Source organism: Vibrio sp. B172a (assembly GCF_030248355.1).
GTDB classification, from domain to species: domain Bacteria; phylum Pseudomonadota; class Gammaproteobacteria; order Enterobacterales; family Vibrionaceae; genus Vibrio; species Vibrio owensii.
Genome location: NZ_JAHGAC010000008.1, coordinates 306,878 through 320,407 on the forward strand (window position 1 = coordinate 306,878; position 13,530 = coordinate 320,407).

Sequence of the window (13,530 nt, forward strand, 5' to 3'; positions counted from 1 at the left end):
GCGCTCATTATCTTTACTAACCGCTAGGACAATCATGATAGCTTGGAAACAGTCTCTGCCAGAGTACGAATGGCTCATTCATCAAATTTGGTACTTGGAAGTGCCAGAGGGTGAAGTCATTGATCCCAAGCCGCACCTTATTCCAAACCCGCGTGCTCATTTACTCTTTACGCCACCAGAGCAAGGCTACAGCTACGACACGGGAGACACAAAGCTTGCTGGCAAAGGCTGTCACTTATTAACGGCTAACGAACACTTGCTGTTGTTGGAAGATACGGCTCCCATCAAGCGTATCGGCATCACTTTTCGCCCAGAGGGTTTGTATGCCATTGAGTCACGGTTTAGTGATGTATCCCAAGTAGCTGCAATTAACCAATGCGAATGGTTTGATTGGCTTAACGCGGCGTTTGATGAGCGCTTTCAACAAGGTCTATGGCAGTTAGAGTTGCAGGATTCACCGCAATGTTTGCTGGAATATATCAAGCGACATTTAGATGCGTTAGATATCGAACCTTGCCGTACCAAACCGTTTTTGGCATCGAAAAAAGCGGTGTCCGTGATGGACGCTCAAGCGCTACGTTCACCTGAGTTAGCGATGGCTATTGATGAGATAGCCAAACAGTGCGCCTGTTCTCGAAGAACGCTTGAGCGCAGTTTCAAGCAAGTGGTGGGGTTGAGCGTCAAGCAATACCAACAAATGGCACGTCTGGAGCAGATGATTTTGACCCTCTACAAGCAACAAGAAACGATTGATTGGGCGAGCTTCTCACAGCAATTTGGTTTTAGTGACCAATCGCATTTGATTCGTACCCTCAAACAGCAGCTAAGAAAAACGCCAAGCAAATACTTGAAAAAGCGCGACTTAACCATCGATATCTATGGCGACTTTGAGTCGTAATACATTGCCAATCAGCCCGAAAGTTGTCGCAAAAATCCAATTTTTCTCTTATCCGCTGGGCTACTATTTTCAGCAGATAACGAGGTAACACATGTCATATCAAAAACTAAAACAAGGCGAAGCCATCCCATTTAACGAATCGTTGACTATCCAGCTGATTCAAGGCTCTGATCTACAAGATATTATCGAGATGCTGAACGACGATAAGGTCAATCAGTATCTGTTCTTCGTACCTGCTGATAAAAGCCTGTATGAGGGTTTCTTTGGCCCTATTATTGAAAATACGGCACAAGCGATCAAAGACGGTGTTTGGCCAGATAGCCCAACGTTCGTGATTCGTGACCAACAAGGCCAGTACATGGGAATGTGTGCAGTGACCGCGGTGATGTTCTTAACTGGCAACTACGAAGTGGGTTATCAATTACCAACTTGTGCATGGGGTAAAGGCGTTGCGACTCGCGCTTGCCAAATGATGACCGAGATTGGATTTACTGAGCTAAACGCGCATAAAGTCAGTGCCGATTGCTACGCTTCTAATGCTGGCTCTTACAAGACGTTAGAGAAAAATGGTTTTATTCAAGAAGGTCGTCAGAAAGACTATTACAAACTAGAGCAAGGCTTTGACGATAAACTTTACTACGGCATGACAGCAGAGCAATTCGCGTCTTTAAATCGCTAATAATTAGCTGACAAAAAAGTAGCTAACAACAAAGTAGTGAACAAAAAAGGCCGTTAACCCAGATGTTTGGGTTAACGGCCTTTTCTATATTCAGCGCTAGATGGCTAAGACTTAGTTGCCTTGGTTTTGGCTTTGAAGCTTCTCTTTTGCTTCTTCAACCTTTGAGAAATCCAATCCCAACTCGTCTATGGCTTCTTTAATTAGCGCAGGGTTTTGCATCACTTGCGCCATCAGCATTTGTAGCTTGTCTTGTGGCAAACCTAGTTGGCTGATTGTTGCCATTGCCGCTAGAGGGTTTTGCGTCAGAGTCTGAAAAATCTCGTTGATTTGCTCATCGCTGATGTTGTTCTCTTTTAGCAGCGCAATAATCGGGTTCATCGCATTTCCTTTTAATCACAGAATGAAATAGAACCCGAGTTTATCATTTGGCTGAGCTTGGTTGAACTAGGAACTTCTCGCCAAGGAAGTTGTTAGCTCCACTGCGCGTTTTCGGTAGTTGAATAACATGCTCAAACTGATCACCGCGGTGAGCGTTTCAGCAAAGACAATGCTCGCCCAAATGCCGTCTTGCGGGAAGAACTTAGGCAGTAGCAATACACCTAGCGCGACAAACACAAACCCTCGGCATAAGGAAATAAGTGTCGCTTGTTTTGGCTTGGCAATGGCTTGGAACAGGTTGGCAATCACCATGTTTAACCCCATCAAAGGGACGCCGAAAAAGTAGAACGTCAGTGCGCTTGCGGCGATTGGGATTAAGTCATTTGAGTCACCCAAGTAAATCGAGGCAATCAGTGGTGCTGACAGCCAGATTCCTAAAAGAAAGACTGTGCCGCTGCCCATGGCTGCTTTCATCCCCAGTTTTAGAATCTCGTCAATGCGTTCTGGTCGCCCTGCGCCGTGGTTAAAGCTGATGATTGGCTGACAAGCTTGCGCGATACCGACCATCACAAACAAAGCGAATACACCGACATTGGTGGTTAACCCATAAGCGATGATGTGGCTTTCACCGAATTGGCTCAGCAAAACATAGTTGAACAAGACGATGGTCATCGCGGATGTGACTTCGATAAAGAAAGTCGGAGTACCGATGCTTAAGATCTCTTTAGTCTTGCTTAAGCCGATGCCTTTCAGACTGAATTCTAATGCTCCTTTCTTACGCACGAAATGAGTCAACAAAATCAGTGCGATGACCGCTTGAGCAATGGCCGTACCATACGCTGCGCCTTTCATTCCCATGTTCATCTCGATGATAAACAGGTAATCAAAAGCAAGGTTGGTAATGGCACCAATCGACATCGCATAGGTGGCCAATTTAGGGTTGGTGTCGTTACGCACAAAGCAAGACAACACCCAAGCCAGTGAGTAAAGAACAAAGAAGGGTAGCAGCACGATCAGGTAATCATGAGCAAGCTGAGCCAAGTTGCCTGAAGCGCCCATCAAGGCAATCAATTCATCCAACCAAATGAGAGCGAGCGTTACCGTGATGGTGGATAACAAAGTGGTGATCAACATGGATTGGCTGAACCACATCTGGCTGGATTCCGTGTTGCCTTTGCCTATTTCTATCGACATTTTGGCGGCGCCACCAATGCCAACCATCATGGCGATGGCAGTAAAAATAGAAAAAGGTGGAATCACCAAGGCAATAGCACCAAGCCCATCGGGCCCGACGCCTAAACCGATAAATAACGCATCACCCATGATGAACAGTGACTTAATCACCATTCCAGTGAGCGCTGGCCATAGATACTGATAAAAGGATTTTGAAATGGGATCAGTTTTTAGATTGATAGCCATGGATTAGAAAAATACCTGAATGTGGTGGATTTATGTTCGGGTATTATCAGTACATTCAAGCGTAGCGAAAAGGGATTATCCGCCCATTATATTGCACTATCTAAACATCGGTGACGAAATTCCGCTGGCGTTTCTCCTTTTTGTTTTCGATAGAAGCGGCTGAAATACGCAGGGTCATCAAAGCCCAATTCAAACGCTATGGTCTTGACGGTTTTCGTCGAAAACACCAGCTCTCGATTGGCTTCTAATATGATTCGATCATGAATCAGTTGAGTGACCGTCTTGCCTCTGTCTGCTTTCACTAACTCGTTTAGACGTTTGCTGGTAAGGGCTAATGCATCGGAGTAAAACTGGCATTTCTTTTGTTCGCGATAGTGCAGTTCGATTAATTCGGTCAACTGAACGATGCGAGCGTCTTTCTGCTCCCCTTTCTGGGATGGTGTTTTAGCAAAGCGTAACGCATAGCGTAGAAAGCTGTTGATGAGCGATTCGACAAGGTCCCAATCACAATCCTCTCTTTCACACTCTTCTTTGATTAGAGTGTAAATCGATTCTAGGTAGGGAAAACCCTCGTCGCTGCAGTCGAGGTACGGCGGTCGCTCAATCGTAGAAAAGACGCTATTCACCAACTGTGTGCTGCGTGGATTGGTTTCAGCAAAGCCGGGGCGGAATATCAACATGCGAATGTTATTACCCATGAACTCGGAATGGTGAACCTGTCCTGGTGAAATGGTAAACAAGCGACCAACGCGGTTTTGGTATTCGACGAAGTCGACGCTCTGCGTTCCGCTATTATCCAAGCACCAAACAATTTCCCAGTACTCGTGACGATGCGGTTCGATGTATGGGTCTTCTTGGATGTCTGAAAATTCAAGCGCTCGACACGGCTCACCTAAAATGAGTCGCACTTGTCGGATTGGCGAAATCATATTGCTCATGAGGGCATTCAACAGCTCTTGGGGATGAGGACTTCGTCATTATGAATCGAATAACCAAGGTTGTGCACGGAAATTTTTGTCCTCAGTAGCCAGTGAGTTCCATATAACCAGTCCCAGAATGAGAGCCCTCAATACGCACCGGGCCTTCCCAATAAGGCACCGAAAGGGGCATTTTCGCGTTCGGGTTGAGTGCAGAAACCGTAAGCTCAATTTTCTGATTTGGAATCGACACTTGCCACTGGGTTGGATAATTGCGACCTTGGATTTCTGTTTGCTTGGTCGCCTCTAACTGAATGTCTTTCTGTGGGATAGCGATGCCAGAACCATCTTGCTGCATCAGCCTTGCACTGGAGTAACTGGCTGAGCCGGTTTTAGAATCACGCAATTGGAACACCACCAAGTTGGTGTCGTCACTCAATCTTAGGGCAAACCAGTCCCAGCCTTGTTGTGAGTCGAGTAAGAATTGCGAGCTCCACTCTCGATCTATCCAACCTTTGCCCGACACTTGATGGGTTTTGCCGTCGATCGTGACTTCACCGGAGACATCAATAAACGGTTGGCTGTAGTAATACGAAGCCACCTGACCGTCGCCACTTTTGGTACTGTAACCTTGCTCGCCTTGCTTTTGATAAGGCGCAGTGCTGGTAAGCGTCAGCGAATAGCCAAACTGTTCGGAGTTCGCCTTCAATGTGGCAGGGAAGAGATCGGTGGTTGAAGAAGTCCACTGCCAATCATCGAGGTAAACCCGAAATGGTGAAGTGTCGACGCCTGCGAGAGAAGCTTGAGCGCGTGACCATTTTTCATCAGCGTAGTGTTTGTCCGCGGTCGTGACTGCGCTGTGCGCCATGTAGATTTGCTGAGTTTGCCAATCGGTTTTCTTCGCGTCATCTTCGCCCCTTGGCGGTGGTGGCGGCGCAGCAGCAAAGCGAAATTGTGTCCACTGAACGCCAAGTGGAGTGCCATCTTCATCAATTAAGTTAGCGGTTAAGTACCACCATTCATGACGAAAATCCGGGTGTGCTTGATGATCGGTAGGAAAGGTGAGTTCAACCCCTTTTTCTACGGGTGTGAATAGGTTGCTCTCGCTTTGCATATCTCCACTGCCCAGCAACGTGCCCATATTTTGTTGTTGGGGATCTTCACAACCGAACAGGAACAGACTGCTCATGAATAGAGTAAGTGTGCTTGCTAATCGAACCATCACAACACCTCGCTTTGCAAACTGGATACGACAGGCTTGCTGACCAATCGCCACAGTGGAATCAAGGTAGCAATCACCGCCACCAATATGGTGATCGCCGCAATACTGAGGGCATCACTCCAATTCCACAGATAATTTAGGCTCCAACCAAAAGCGCGCAAGGTGACGATGTCTGTCAGCACATAACCCACCATGGCTCCGAGGGGCAGGGCAATAACCAGAGTAAAACTGACCAAAGCGACGATCTGTCCGACCACCATGGTCATTAATTTACGACGACTAACGCCAAGTGCATACAGCCTTGCAATAGCGGCTTTACGCGCGTCGAGCAACATGAAACAAGCACTGAACAAGCCAATCACCGCGACCATCAACGTCACGCCGTTGAGCGCACGCGTAATGGCGAAGGTCTGCGAGAATATATCCAACGCGATGGATTTGATTTGCGCCTGATCGTAGAGCTGACTTGGATGCAGATTCAGTTGCTCGCGCAGTTGCTCGTAGACGATTTGTGGGTCCCCCGAGACTTTAATACCAAGGCTTGTTGGCAGGTCGGTAAAGCCACTCTCTTGCCATAATTTGGGGGCTAATAACACTTCACCGTTGGGTGAGCCGTAATCATGGAATACCGCACCCACAAGCAGGTTCTTATTTGGAACGGCATCAAGCGTGAGCGCGCTACCCAGTGATAAACCCAGTTTGACCGCGGTTGGTTCACTGATAGCGACTAACTCACCTTGGTAAAAGCGCTGCCAGAAGTTCTCCAAATGCGATTTGAACACCATGGTTTGCTCTAAGGTGTCTTTGTCTTTGGTGCCAAGCAAAATTGGTAAGCCTTGCAGGTTATCGTCGACGTAGTATTGCTTGTAGACGGTCTCAACCTTGTCGAACTGCCCTAATGCTCGCTCTACATCAGCGATTTCTCCTTGGGCAGGGCTGACGTAAATGTCGGCGTGTAGCCTTTGTTCTAACCACTGTTTTAGGGTGGATTCAAAGCTGCCAACTAGCGTGTTCATCCCCATATTGGCAGTAACGGCGAGTAGCAGTGCCATCATGGCGAGAGAAAGCGGAGAAATCAGCTCGCGTAGCTCGGCAAACAGATACTGCATCAAACCGGAAGTGGTGCGCTTTTCACACCAATTGGCTAACACGCTGAGTGTTTTGGGTAGGTACAAAGGAATCGACACCACAAGCACGCCGAGCCACGCCATGGTGAAGCGGTGATGCTCACTCAACCATAACCCTGCGAGTGCGAGAGCCGTCAACGCAGCACCTATCAAGAACAATTGGCTTTCGTTAGAGGCTTCCGGCGCTTGATAAAATCCACCATGAGAGGAAAGCGGCTGGCGCACTCGCTGTTTAAAGTGCTGCCAACATGCTAATAGGGTGGCGGCTAACGTGAGCAGCAGCGCTTGCGCCCACCATTGCCACTGCCAAGTTCCGGGCAGCAGTGTCGCACCATAAAGTTGTTCCAGAGTCAGTGCCACGGTCGGATGCAACCAGTGGCTAAGCTGCATGCCCAATACAAAACCGAGGGAAGCGCCGATGGTAACGAGAGTCGCGAGTTCAACTAACAGCGCAGAGAACACAATGCTCGGCGCAACACCCGCCTGTTGAATTTGCACTAACAGCCGATTGCGTTTCAGCAAGCTGTACTTTACGCCGTTGTAAGCGATGAACAGCCCGACTAAAAACGCGAGTAAGCTCATTGCGGTGAGGTTGAGGTGAAAGCTGTCGGTCAGTGAGCCAAGGTCTGTACTTTGGTTATTGGAAATCCATTGTCCTTGCTCGCCAATGATGCTTTGCCAATTTGCTTGCGTGTCTTTATTCCCTTTATCACCCGAATGGAAAACCGCAATGTAACTGAGCTGTCCTTGTTTATTGAGTAGTTGCTGGGCAAAGCCAATGTCCATCAACATTCGGCTACCTAACTGCCAGTCGTCAGGTAGCACCACTACTTGGGTTGGAATGTCGTCCAGAGTTAGGGTTTCTACCTCCCCTAAGTTTTGATGTTGAGATTGGCTCATCATCACGATTGGCTTGCCAGCTAAAAGCTCAGCTAAAGGTAAAACACTGTCGAACAAAGACGCGTTCTGCTCACTATCCGATGAATAGCGCGAACGTGAAGAGATGGCGGCAATCAACTCACTACCTTGCACTGACCAACGTCGACCTTGTTCGTCTCTCACTCGCCCTTCGATTACCGGTAGTGTTGCACTGAGTCCGTTTTGTCTGAGGGTGAAGTAGAGCGATTCGGGCAGATAGTTTTGCCCTGCGGGTGGAATAATTAAGTTCTGAGCTTGTGCGCTAAGCTGCTCGGTAGACTCCGCATAACTGCGCTTGGCATTGAGGTTGATGGCTTGTACCGCAACAAACAAGGTCACAGCCAGCACGATACCGATCAGAATTGCGGCGGCTTGCAGTGGCGCCTGCCGATAGTGCGCTACAAACAGATTCAGGGCGAGTCGAGTATGAGTAAATCTGGTGTTTGATAGCTTAGCTTGCTTCATGACGAAGCTCATGTTTGTTTACTTGATGACTGTTCTGTAGCTGACTATTATCCAATCGCAGCCGTGTTTTCATAAACTCCGCGCAGTCAGGACTGTGGGTGACTAGCAGCACTGCCGTATTGCCTTGGGTGGCGATTTCACTGAGTAGCTTCATCACTTCTAACCCCGCTTTTTGGTCGAGGTTACCTGTGGGTTCATCAGCAAGTAGCAGTTTAGGTTTGTGTGCTAATGCGCGCGCAATAGCGACTCGCTGTTGTTGACCTCCGGAAAGGGCAGAAACATGTCTATCGAGCAGTTGGCTGATGCCTAGAGTCTCGACCAAATAATCGCACCAGTCGTTCCATTTCTGTTGATTCAAATGCAGAGGGAAGGCGATGTTCTGCTGCACGTTGAGCGGCGTTAACAAGTTGAATTGCTGGAAGATAACACCGAGTTTTTGGTGTCGAAATCGGCTCCATTGTGGGTTTTTCCAAGCCGCTGTGTTATCGCCATCTAACCACAACTCACCTTCGGAAAGCGGCTCAAAGCCAGCGATGACATTGAGTAAGGTACTTTTGCCGCTGCCACTTGCGCCCGTCAGCGCAACACTCGCTCCTGTGTTCAACGTAAAGTCGACCCCTTCCAACACGCGATGTGTCTCTTTGCCATCAACAAAGCTTTTGCTGGCGTGTTTGAGTGTGACAAGTGGGCTTTCCATTTCCTCTCCCTGTATTCAAAAGGTGTCGTTTCTTTTGGCAATGCTTATTGCTGTTCGTTCTTTAGAAACTTTAGACAACAATCAGATAAAAACAGCGATTTACATCGATTTCTTAATAACTTGTACTGAAAAGAAGAGGGAAGAGATTAAATGAGGAAGGGATATGACAGGCATTAAAAAAGCCCGAGTCAGACTCGAGCTTTCAAATACATTCAGCGTGGTCAGCTTACACGTAGTACGCTTCAACTTCGCCTTTAAGTTTGATTAGCATTGGGTTACCGAAACGGTCTTTTGCTTTAGGAGAAGCAATTTTTACCCAACCTTCGCTGATGCAGTATTCTTCTACGTCAGTACGCTCTTGGCCGTTGATACGAATACCGATTTGGTGCTCGAAGCATTCTTTGATGAAGAATGGGCTACGTGGGTTACCCGCTAGGCGATCTGGTAGAGCTGGTTTAGCTGTATCTGTCATGTTTGTGACCTTGAAGTCATTAAAAAAAGTGCGCCATTGTAGTCAGTGCAAGGCGAGTGTTCAAGGATTCTCATCGCGTTTAATGACATCCTTACTTAGGCAACACGGTGTATGTTTTCGATCAAGTAGTCAATAAGCAAACGAACTCGATTGGGTAAGTACTGCCTTGAAGAATAATAGACCCAAATGGTGGCAGGTTCTCCCCAATAAGGCTGCAAGATAGGGACGATGGTCTGCTGGCGTAATTCCTCTTTAAATAACCAACTGCCTAGCATAGTGATCCCTGCTCCTGCCAGCGCGGCTTGTTTCGCTGCAGCGAAGTTATTCATGATCAGCTTGCCACTGGGCTCATAGAGCTTTGCGTTGCCCCCTTCGTTGATTCGCCAGTAATGGAAACGTCCAGTTGTGAGTGATCGAATAGGTAAACACTTGTGGTGGCTTAACGCCTCTATGCTCTTTGGCTCTCCGTACTTTTGCAAATAATCTGGAGAGGCATAGATACCGACATCTTGAGTTAACAAAGGACGAGCAATCAAGCGTGAATCTTGGTTTATGGCTGTGCCGATACCGAGGTCAAAACCATGCTCAACCAAATCAACATTCCTATCATCAAAATGCAGCTCACAGGTCACGTCTGGGTAGATTTCCATGAATTCGATTACCAGCGGCAAGATATGTTCTCGCCCTATTGAGCTTGCGGGTAGATTCACTTTTACCGTTCCGCCGGAACTTTGCTCAGTATCGGAAAGCTGTGTAATGGTGTTTTGAATCGCTTCCAAAGAAGGGGTTAACTCATCGAAAAGTTGTTGGCCTGTTTGCGTCAAACTCAATGAGTGAGATGAGCGAAAAAACAGTTTCACTTGCCACTCTTCTTCGAGCTTGGTGATCGCTTTACTGACCGCCGGTGCGGAGATCCCCAGCGCTCGAGCTGCTTTGGCAAAGCTGCCATTTTTCGCAACTTGAATGAAGATAGGAAGTTGGGATGGAAGTGATTTCATTAACTTTTACTCATCTTAAAAGTAACCATTTGCAATCTACAGGTTAATGAAATTTTGTTCAATACTATCCCCATTGAAGCAAAGAGCAGCAGCAACGAGGTCATCATGAACTTACCAGCATTACACCAAAGCATTGTCGATAATCACTATGAGCAGTTTGTTGGATTGATTGAGCAGGGGGCAGACGTAAACCAACTCGATCCTGTGATGGGAAACGCACCACTGCACATTGCTGCTCAACAAAGCTCAACGCAGTGGGTAAGCAAGTTGGTGGAATCGGGCGCGTTTATCAATCTTCAAACACCAAAGCATGGCGTGACACCTTTGATGGTGGCGGTTTGGCATCGTAAACCAGACATAGTGAAAGTGCTGCTCGCGCAACCAGATGTGAACACCGAGATTGTCTCTACCTTCGGAGCAAAAGCCGCGCAACTCGTCGACTTTGGCGCGAGCCGAGGTGATGTTTTTGGTCAGCACCAAGCCAAAGACATGGAGGACATATTCGCCGACTACCAACAAAAATTCGCAGCTAAACAAGCACAATTGGCTGCTTATCAAGTCGTGACAGACGTGCAATCTAGCGATGAGCAAATGGTAGCGGCGCTTGACGCTTTACAGGATTGGTCGACACTCAATGTAGCATCACCAGTCAATGCATCGGGAAATGATGAACACACGGCAGTAATGGTTGCCGCACGTGATGGCCATACCCAGAGCTTACATATATTGATGGAGAAAGGGGGTGATCAAACCATTCCCGATCATTACATGAAAGCGATCCCACTGCATAAAGCCGCCTATAACGGTCGTGCTGATGTGATTCAAGTGTTGGCTAACTACGCTGGATTCCATGAAACGTTAAACGCACAGGGGCCAAATAACGGCTACACCCCTTTGCATGACGCGGTTTGGCACGGACACACCGATGCAGCGAAAGCCCTTATTGAAGCTGGAGCAGAGTTGGCATTAAAAGGCTTTGACGGCAAAACACCACTCGAGCTTGCGAAAGAATACCACTACGCCGAGATTGTTGAATTATTGGAGAACAAATAATGAATGTACTTGTTGTTTACTGGCACCCAGAACCGAAGAGCTTTAACGGCGCAATGTTCCAAACAGCAATTGAAGCGTTAGAAGGCGCAGGGCATAAGGTCAAAACATCGGACTTACACGCGATGAACTTTGATCCTGTTTCGGGTCGCCATAACTTCACGACGACCAACGATCCGGAGTTCTTCAAACAGCAGTTAGAAGAGATGTACGCGACCGATAATGATGGCTTCGCCCCCGAGATTGAGGCTGAAATTCAAAAGCTCGAATGGTGTGATCTGGTGATCTTCCAATTCCCACTTTGGTGGTTTGGGATGCCAGCCATGCTCAAAGGTTGGGTGGATCGTGTGTTTGCAATGGGGCGTACATATGGTGGAGGTCGCTTCTATGAAAATGGCGTTTACAAAGGCAAAAAAGCCATGGTCAGTGTCACCATGGGTGGCCCAGAAGAGCTGTATGTTAAAGACGGGTGGAATGGTGATTTAGATGCGATTCTTCGTCCAGTTCATCGCGGTGTGTTTGAGTTCAATGGCTTCTCTGTGCTTGAGCCGCATAAGGTATTTGGCCCAGCAAGAAAAACTGAAGACGAACGCAAAGCTGAGCTAGACAATTATGCGCAGCGACTCACGTCTATCTTTGAAGAACCTTCGATCAAAATTGGTCAGTACTAAATCCTTCAGCACACGGAAGTCGGCTTTTTCAACTTAGTTGGGAGTCCACTATGAACTCAGAAAAAACACATCAAACCCTGATCATGTGGGGTGCGAATAAGAACCAAATCGCCAAGATTTTACCAAGCGATATGGATGAACAAGAAGCGCTGCAACGTGAGCGGCATATCTTGGCAATTGAAGAGTGTTTGCAGCTGCTTTTCCGCCAATCAGAAGCACGCAAAACCTTTATGAACAGCGCAAGCAAAAGCGTGTTCTTTGAAGGTAGAAAGCCACTAGAAGTGATCGCATCTGGCAGTCTTGACGATTTAGCAGAAGCACACCGAATCATTCGTAGTATGTTGTGTATCTAATCTGGCCTGAAGGTTTGTATTATCGCTGTGCAATAAAGTACAAATCTTCAGGCAACAATCTTCAATCCTCCTTCTCCATGCGTTGCTAATCTTATTACCAAGCAATCGGGGCGACTCGAAACACACAAATCGCGTTTTGTTGCTGAGGTCAGCAGCAAAAGAATTGGAGAAGAATCATGTCAAATAGCAACTTTGCAGCAATCAAACAAATCGGTTACGGCGCAATGGGTCTTGAGGGCTATTACGGTGAAAGTGATGACGCAGTGGCGGTGCAAACTCTGGTTCATGCTATTGAACAAGGCATGATGATCGACACGGCTGACGCTTACGGTGCAGGGCACAACGAAGATTTGATCAAAAAAGCCATCGCGCAAACCAATCAAAAAGCGTTTATTGCGACTAAATTTGGCATCGTGTTTGAAGAAGGCCAAACAGGTAGCACGCTAGATACTGGTTGGGGGTTTCCTTTAACCATCAATGGTACAAAAGAGTATGTTGCTCGTGCGATTGATAACAGCCTAGAGCGTTTGGGGGTGGAACAAATCGACCTACTTTACGCACACTACCTAGATCCACAAATTCCGCTCGAAGAAACGGTCGCTGCAATGGCAGACGCTGTGAAAGCGGGGAAAGTAAAAGCGATTGGTCTGTCTAACGTCACTGCAGAGCAAGTGTTGCGCGCTAATGAAATCCACCCAATCTCGGCGGTGCAATACGAATATTCACTGTTCCGTCGTGAAGCGGAAACGGACATCCTACCTGCAGTAAACCAAATCGGTGCTGCGCTGGTTTGTTGGTCGCCACTTGGTGCTGGTTTTCTGACTGGTCAGGTCAAAGAGTTGGACGAAAATGATTTTCGCAACAACAACCCAAAAATGCAGGGCGATAACTTCACAAGCAATTTAGCGCGCCTAGAAGAGATCAAGAGTATTGCCGCTGAGTATGACATAACTCCAGCACAACTTGCTTTGGCATGGTTGGTCGCGCAAGGCGATAACATCATCCCAATTCCGGGTAGTCGTAAAACCTCTCGCATTGATGAAAACTTGGGTGCTCTAAACGTCACTTTGAGCCAAGAAACCATTGCGAAGCTTGATGAAATTGCTCCGATTGGTGCTTTCAAAGGCGCGACACTGGTTTAAGTCTTTTACTGTGTCCCGCATTTATCCCATCATTTGTTGAACGAGTGATGGGCTTTTTGTTTCCTAAAGAATGGTGTCGTTAAAACAAAAAAGATACCGCCTATCAAGACGGTATCGGATGTTA

The 13,530-nt window shown here is 47.4% G+C and carries 14 protein-coding genes; 6 read left to right on the plus strand and 8 right to left on the minus strand.

All coding sequences use genetic code 11. The features are described 5' to 3' along the window. The first annotated feature begins 34 nt into the window (after positions 1-34). Positions 35-898, plus strand: a complete 864-nt coding sequence (locus KIT90_RS11275) for an AraC family transcriptional regulator (protein ID WP_285376721.1) — start codon at positions 35-37, stop codon at positions 896-898. 91 nt (positions 899-989) lie between these two features. Beyond that, positions 990-1,577, plus strand: coding sequence for a GNAT family N-acetyltransferase (locus KIT90_RS11280; RefSeq protein ID WP_285376723.1), 588 nt, complete (start codon positions 990-992; stop codon positions 1,575-1,577). A 111-nt stretch (positions 1,578-1,688) separates the two neighbouring features. Here the strand turns inward: KIT90_RS11280 and KIT90_RS11285 are convergent, their stop codons facing one another. The 8 genes from KIT90_RS11285 to KIT90_RS11320 all read right to left on the minus strand — a co-directional run bounded on the left by KIT90_RS11285 (position 1,689) and on the right by KIT90_RS11320 (position 10,190). Continuing rightward, positions 1,689-1,955, minus strand: a complete 267-nt coding sequence (locus KIT90_RS11285; RefSeq protein WP_285376724.1) for a DUF2999 family protein — start codon at positions 1,953-1,955, stop codon at positions 1,689-1,691. A 66-nt stretch (positions 1,956-2,021) separates the two neighbouring features. Next, on the minus strand, positions 2,022-3,374 hold the full coding sequence (locus KIT90_RS11290; protein WP_285376725.1) for an MATE family efflux transporter: 1,353 nt from the start codon (positions 3,372-3,374) through the stop codon (positions 2,022-2,024). An 86-nt stretch (positions 3,375-3,460) separates the two neighbouring features. Further along, on the minus strand, positions 3,461-4,312 hold the full coding sequence (locus KIT90_RS11295; RefSeq protein ID WP_010453807.1) for a helix-turn-helix domain-containing protein: 852 nt from the start codon (positions 4,310-4,312) through the stop codon (positions 3,461-3,463). Positions 4,313-4,394: 82 nt separating this feature from the next. After that, on the minus strand, positions 4,395-5,513 hold the full coding sequence (locus KIT90_RS11300; protein ID WP_285376726.1) for a lipocalin-like domain-containing protein: 1,119 nt from the start codon (positions 5,511-5,513) through the stop codon (positions 4,395-4,397). Next, positions 5,513-8,023 carry an ABC transporter permease gene (locus KIT90_RS11305; RefSeq protein WP_285376937.1) on the minus strand — a complete coding sequence of 837 codons (2,511 nt, stop codon included), beginning with the start codon at positions 8,021-8,023 and terminating at the stop codon, positions 5,513-5,515. The genes KIT90_RS11300 and KIT90_RS11305 overlap by 1 nt, the downstream gene beginning before the upstream one ends. Continuing rightward, positions 8,010-8,720, minus strand: a complete 711-nt coding sequence (locus tag KIT90_RS11310) for an ABC transporter ATP-binding protein (RefSeq protein ID WP_285376727.1) — start codon at positions 8,718-8,720, stop codon at positions 8,010-8,012. Before KIT90_RS11310 ends, KIT90_RS11305 begins: the two co-directional genes overlap by 14 nt. Positions 8,721-8,946: 226 nt before the next feature. Beyond that, positions 8,947-9,192 carry a DUF3297 family protein gene (locus KIT90_RS11315; protein ID WP_005374689.1) on the minus strand — a complete coding sequence of 82 codons (246 nt, stop codon included), beginning with the start codon at positions 9,190-9,192 and terminating at the stop codon, positions 8,947-8,949. A 95-nt stretch (positions 9,193-9,287) separates the two neighbouring features. Further along, positions 9,288-10,190 (minus strand): LysR family transcriptional regulator, encoded by a 903-nt coding sequence (locus KIT90_RS11320; RefSeq protein ID WP_285376728.1) that lies wholly within the window; start codon positions 10,188-10,190, stop codon positions 9,288-9,290. Positions 10,191-10,295: 105 nt separating this feature from the next. Here KIT90_RS11320 and KIT90_RS11325 point away from each other — a divergent pair, with 105 nt between their 5' ends. From KIT90_RS11325 to KIT90_RS11340, 4 genes are all read left to right on the plus strand, one after another. After that, a complete protein-coding gene (locus KIT90_RS11325) occupies positions 10,296-11,243 on the plus strand; it encodes an ankyrin repeat domain-containing protein (RefSeq protein ID WP_285376729.1) in 948 nt (315 codons plus the stop codon). Next, positions 11,243-11,911, plus strand: a complete 669-nt coding sequence (locus KIT90_RS11330; RefSeq protein WP_285376730.1) for an NAD(P)H-dependent oxidoreductase — start codon at positions 11,243-11,245, stop codon at positions 11,909-11,911. Before KIT90_RS11325 ends, KIT90_RS11330 begins: the two co-directional genes overlap by 1 nt. 50 nt (positions 11,912-11,961) lie before the next feature. Further along, a complete protein-coding gene (locus KIT90_RS11335; RefSeq protein WP_285376731.1) occupies positions 11,962-12,264 on the plus strand; it encodes a hypothetical protein in 303 nt (100 codons plus the stop codon). Positions 12,265-12,440: 176 nt separating this feature from the next. Continuing rightward, positions 12,441-13,406, plus strand: coding sequence for an aldo/keto reductase (locus KIT90_RS11340; RefSeq protein WP_285376732.1), 966 nt, complete (start codon positions 12,441-12,443; stop codon positions 13,404-13,406). Positions 13,407-13,530: the final 124 nt, after the last annotated feature.

What these genes read in the sequence shown, in the direction of transcription:
- KIT90_RS11275 (WP_285376721.1), top strand. Translation starts at nt 35, where the DNA reads ATGATAGCTTGGAAACAGTCTCTGCCAGAGTACGAATGGCTCATTCAT.
- KIT90_RS11310 (WP_285376727.1), bottom strand. Translation starts at nt 8,720, where the DNA reads ATGGAAAGCCCACTTGTCACACTCAAACACGCCAGCAAAAGCTTTGTT.
- KIT90_RS11330 (WP_285376730.1), top strand. Translation starts at nt 11,243, where the DNA reads ATGAATGTACTTGTTGTTTACTGGCACCCAGAACCGAAGAGCTTTAAC.
- KIT90_RS11290 (WP_285376725.1), bottom strand. Translation starts at nt 3,374, where the DNA reads ATGGCTATCAATCTAAAAACTGATCCCATTTCAAAATCCTTTTATCAG.
- KIT90_RS11325 (WP_285376729.1), top strand. Translation starts at nt 10,296, where the DNA reads ATGAACTTACCAGCATTACACCAAAGCATTGTCGATAATCACTATGAG.
- KIT90_RS11315 (WP_005374689.1), bottom strand. Translation starts at nt 9,192, where the DNA reads ATGACAGATACAGCTAAACCAGCTCTACCAGATCGCCTAGCGGGTAAC.
- KIT90_RS11295 (WP_010453807.1), bottom strand. Translation starts at nt 4,312, where the DNA reads ATGAGCAATATGATTTCGCCAATCCGACAAGTGCGACTCATTTTAGGT.
- KIT90_RS11280 (WP_285376723.1), top strand. Translation starts at nt 990, where the DNA reads ATGTCATATCAAAAACTAAAACAAGGCGAAGCCATCCCATTTAACGAA.
- KIT90_RS11335 (WP_285376731.1), top strand. Translation starts at nt 11,962, where the DNA reads ATGAACTCAGAAAAAACACATCAAACCCTGATCATGTGGGGTGCGAAT.
- KIT90_RS11320 (WP_285376728.1), bottom strand. Translation starts at nt 10,190, where the DNA reads ATGAAATCACTTCCATCCCAACTTCCTATCTTCATTCAAGTTGCGAAA.
- KIT90_RS11305 (WP_285376937.1), bottom strand. Translation starts at nt 8,023, where the DNA reads ATGAAGCAAGCTAAGCTATCAAACACCAGATTTACTCATACTCGACTC.
- KIT90_RS11285 (WP_285376724.1), bottom strand. Translation starts at nt 1,955, where the DNA reads ATGAACCCGATTATTGCGCTGCTAAAAGAGAACAACATCAGCGATGAG.
- KIT90_RS11300 (WP_285376726.1), bottom strand. Translation starts at nt 5,513, where the DNA reads ATGGTTCGATTAGCAAGCACACTTACTCTATTCATGAGCAGTCTGTTC.
- KIT90_RS11340 (WP_285376732.1), top strand. Translation starts at nt 12,441, where the DNA reads ATGTCAAATAGCAACTTTGCAGCAATCAAACAAATCGGTTACGGCGCA.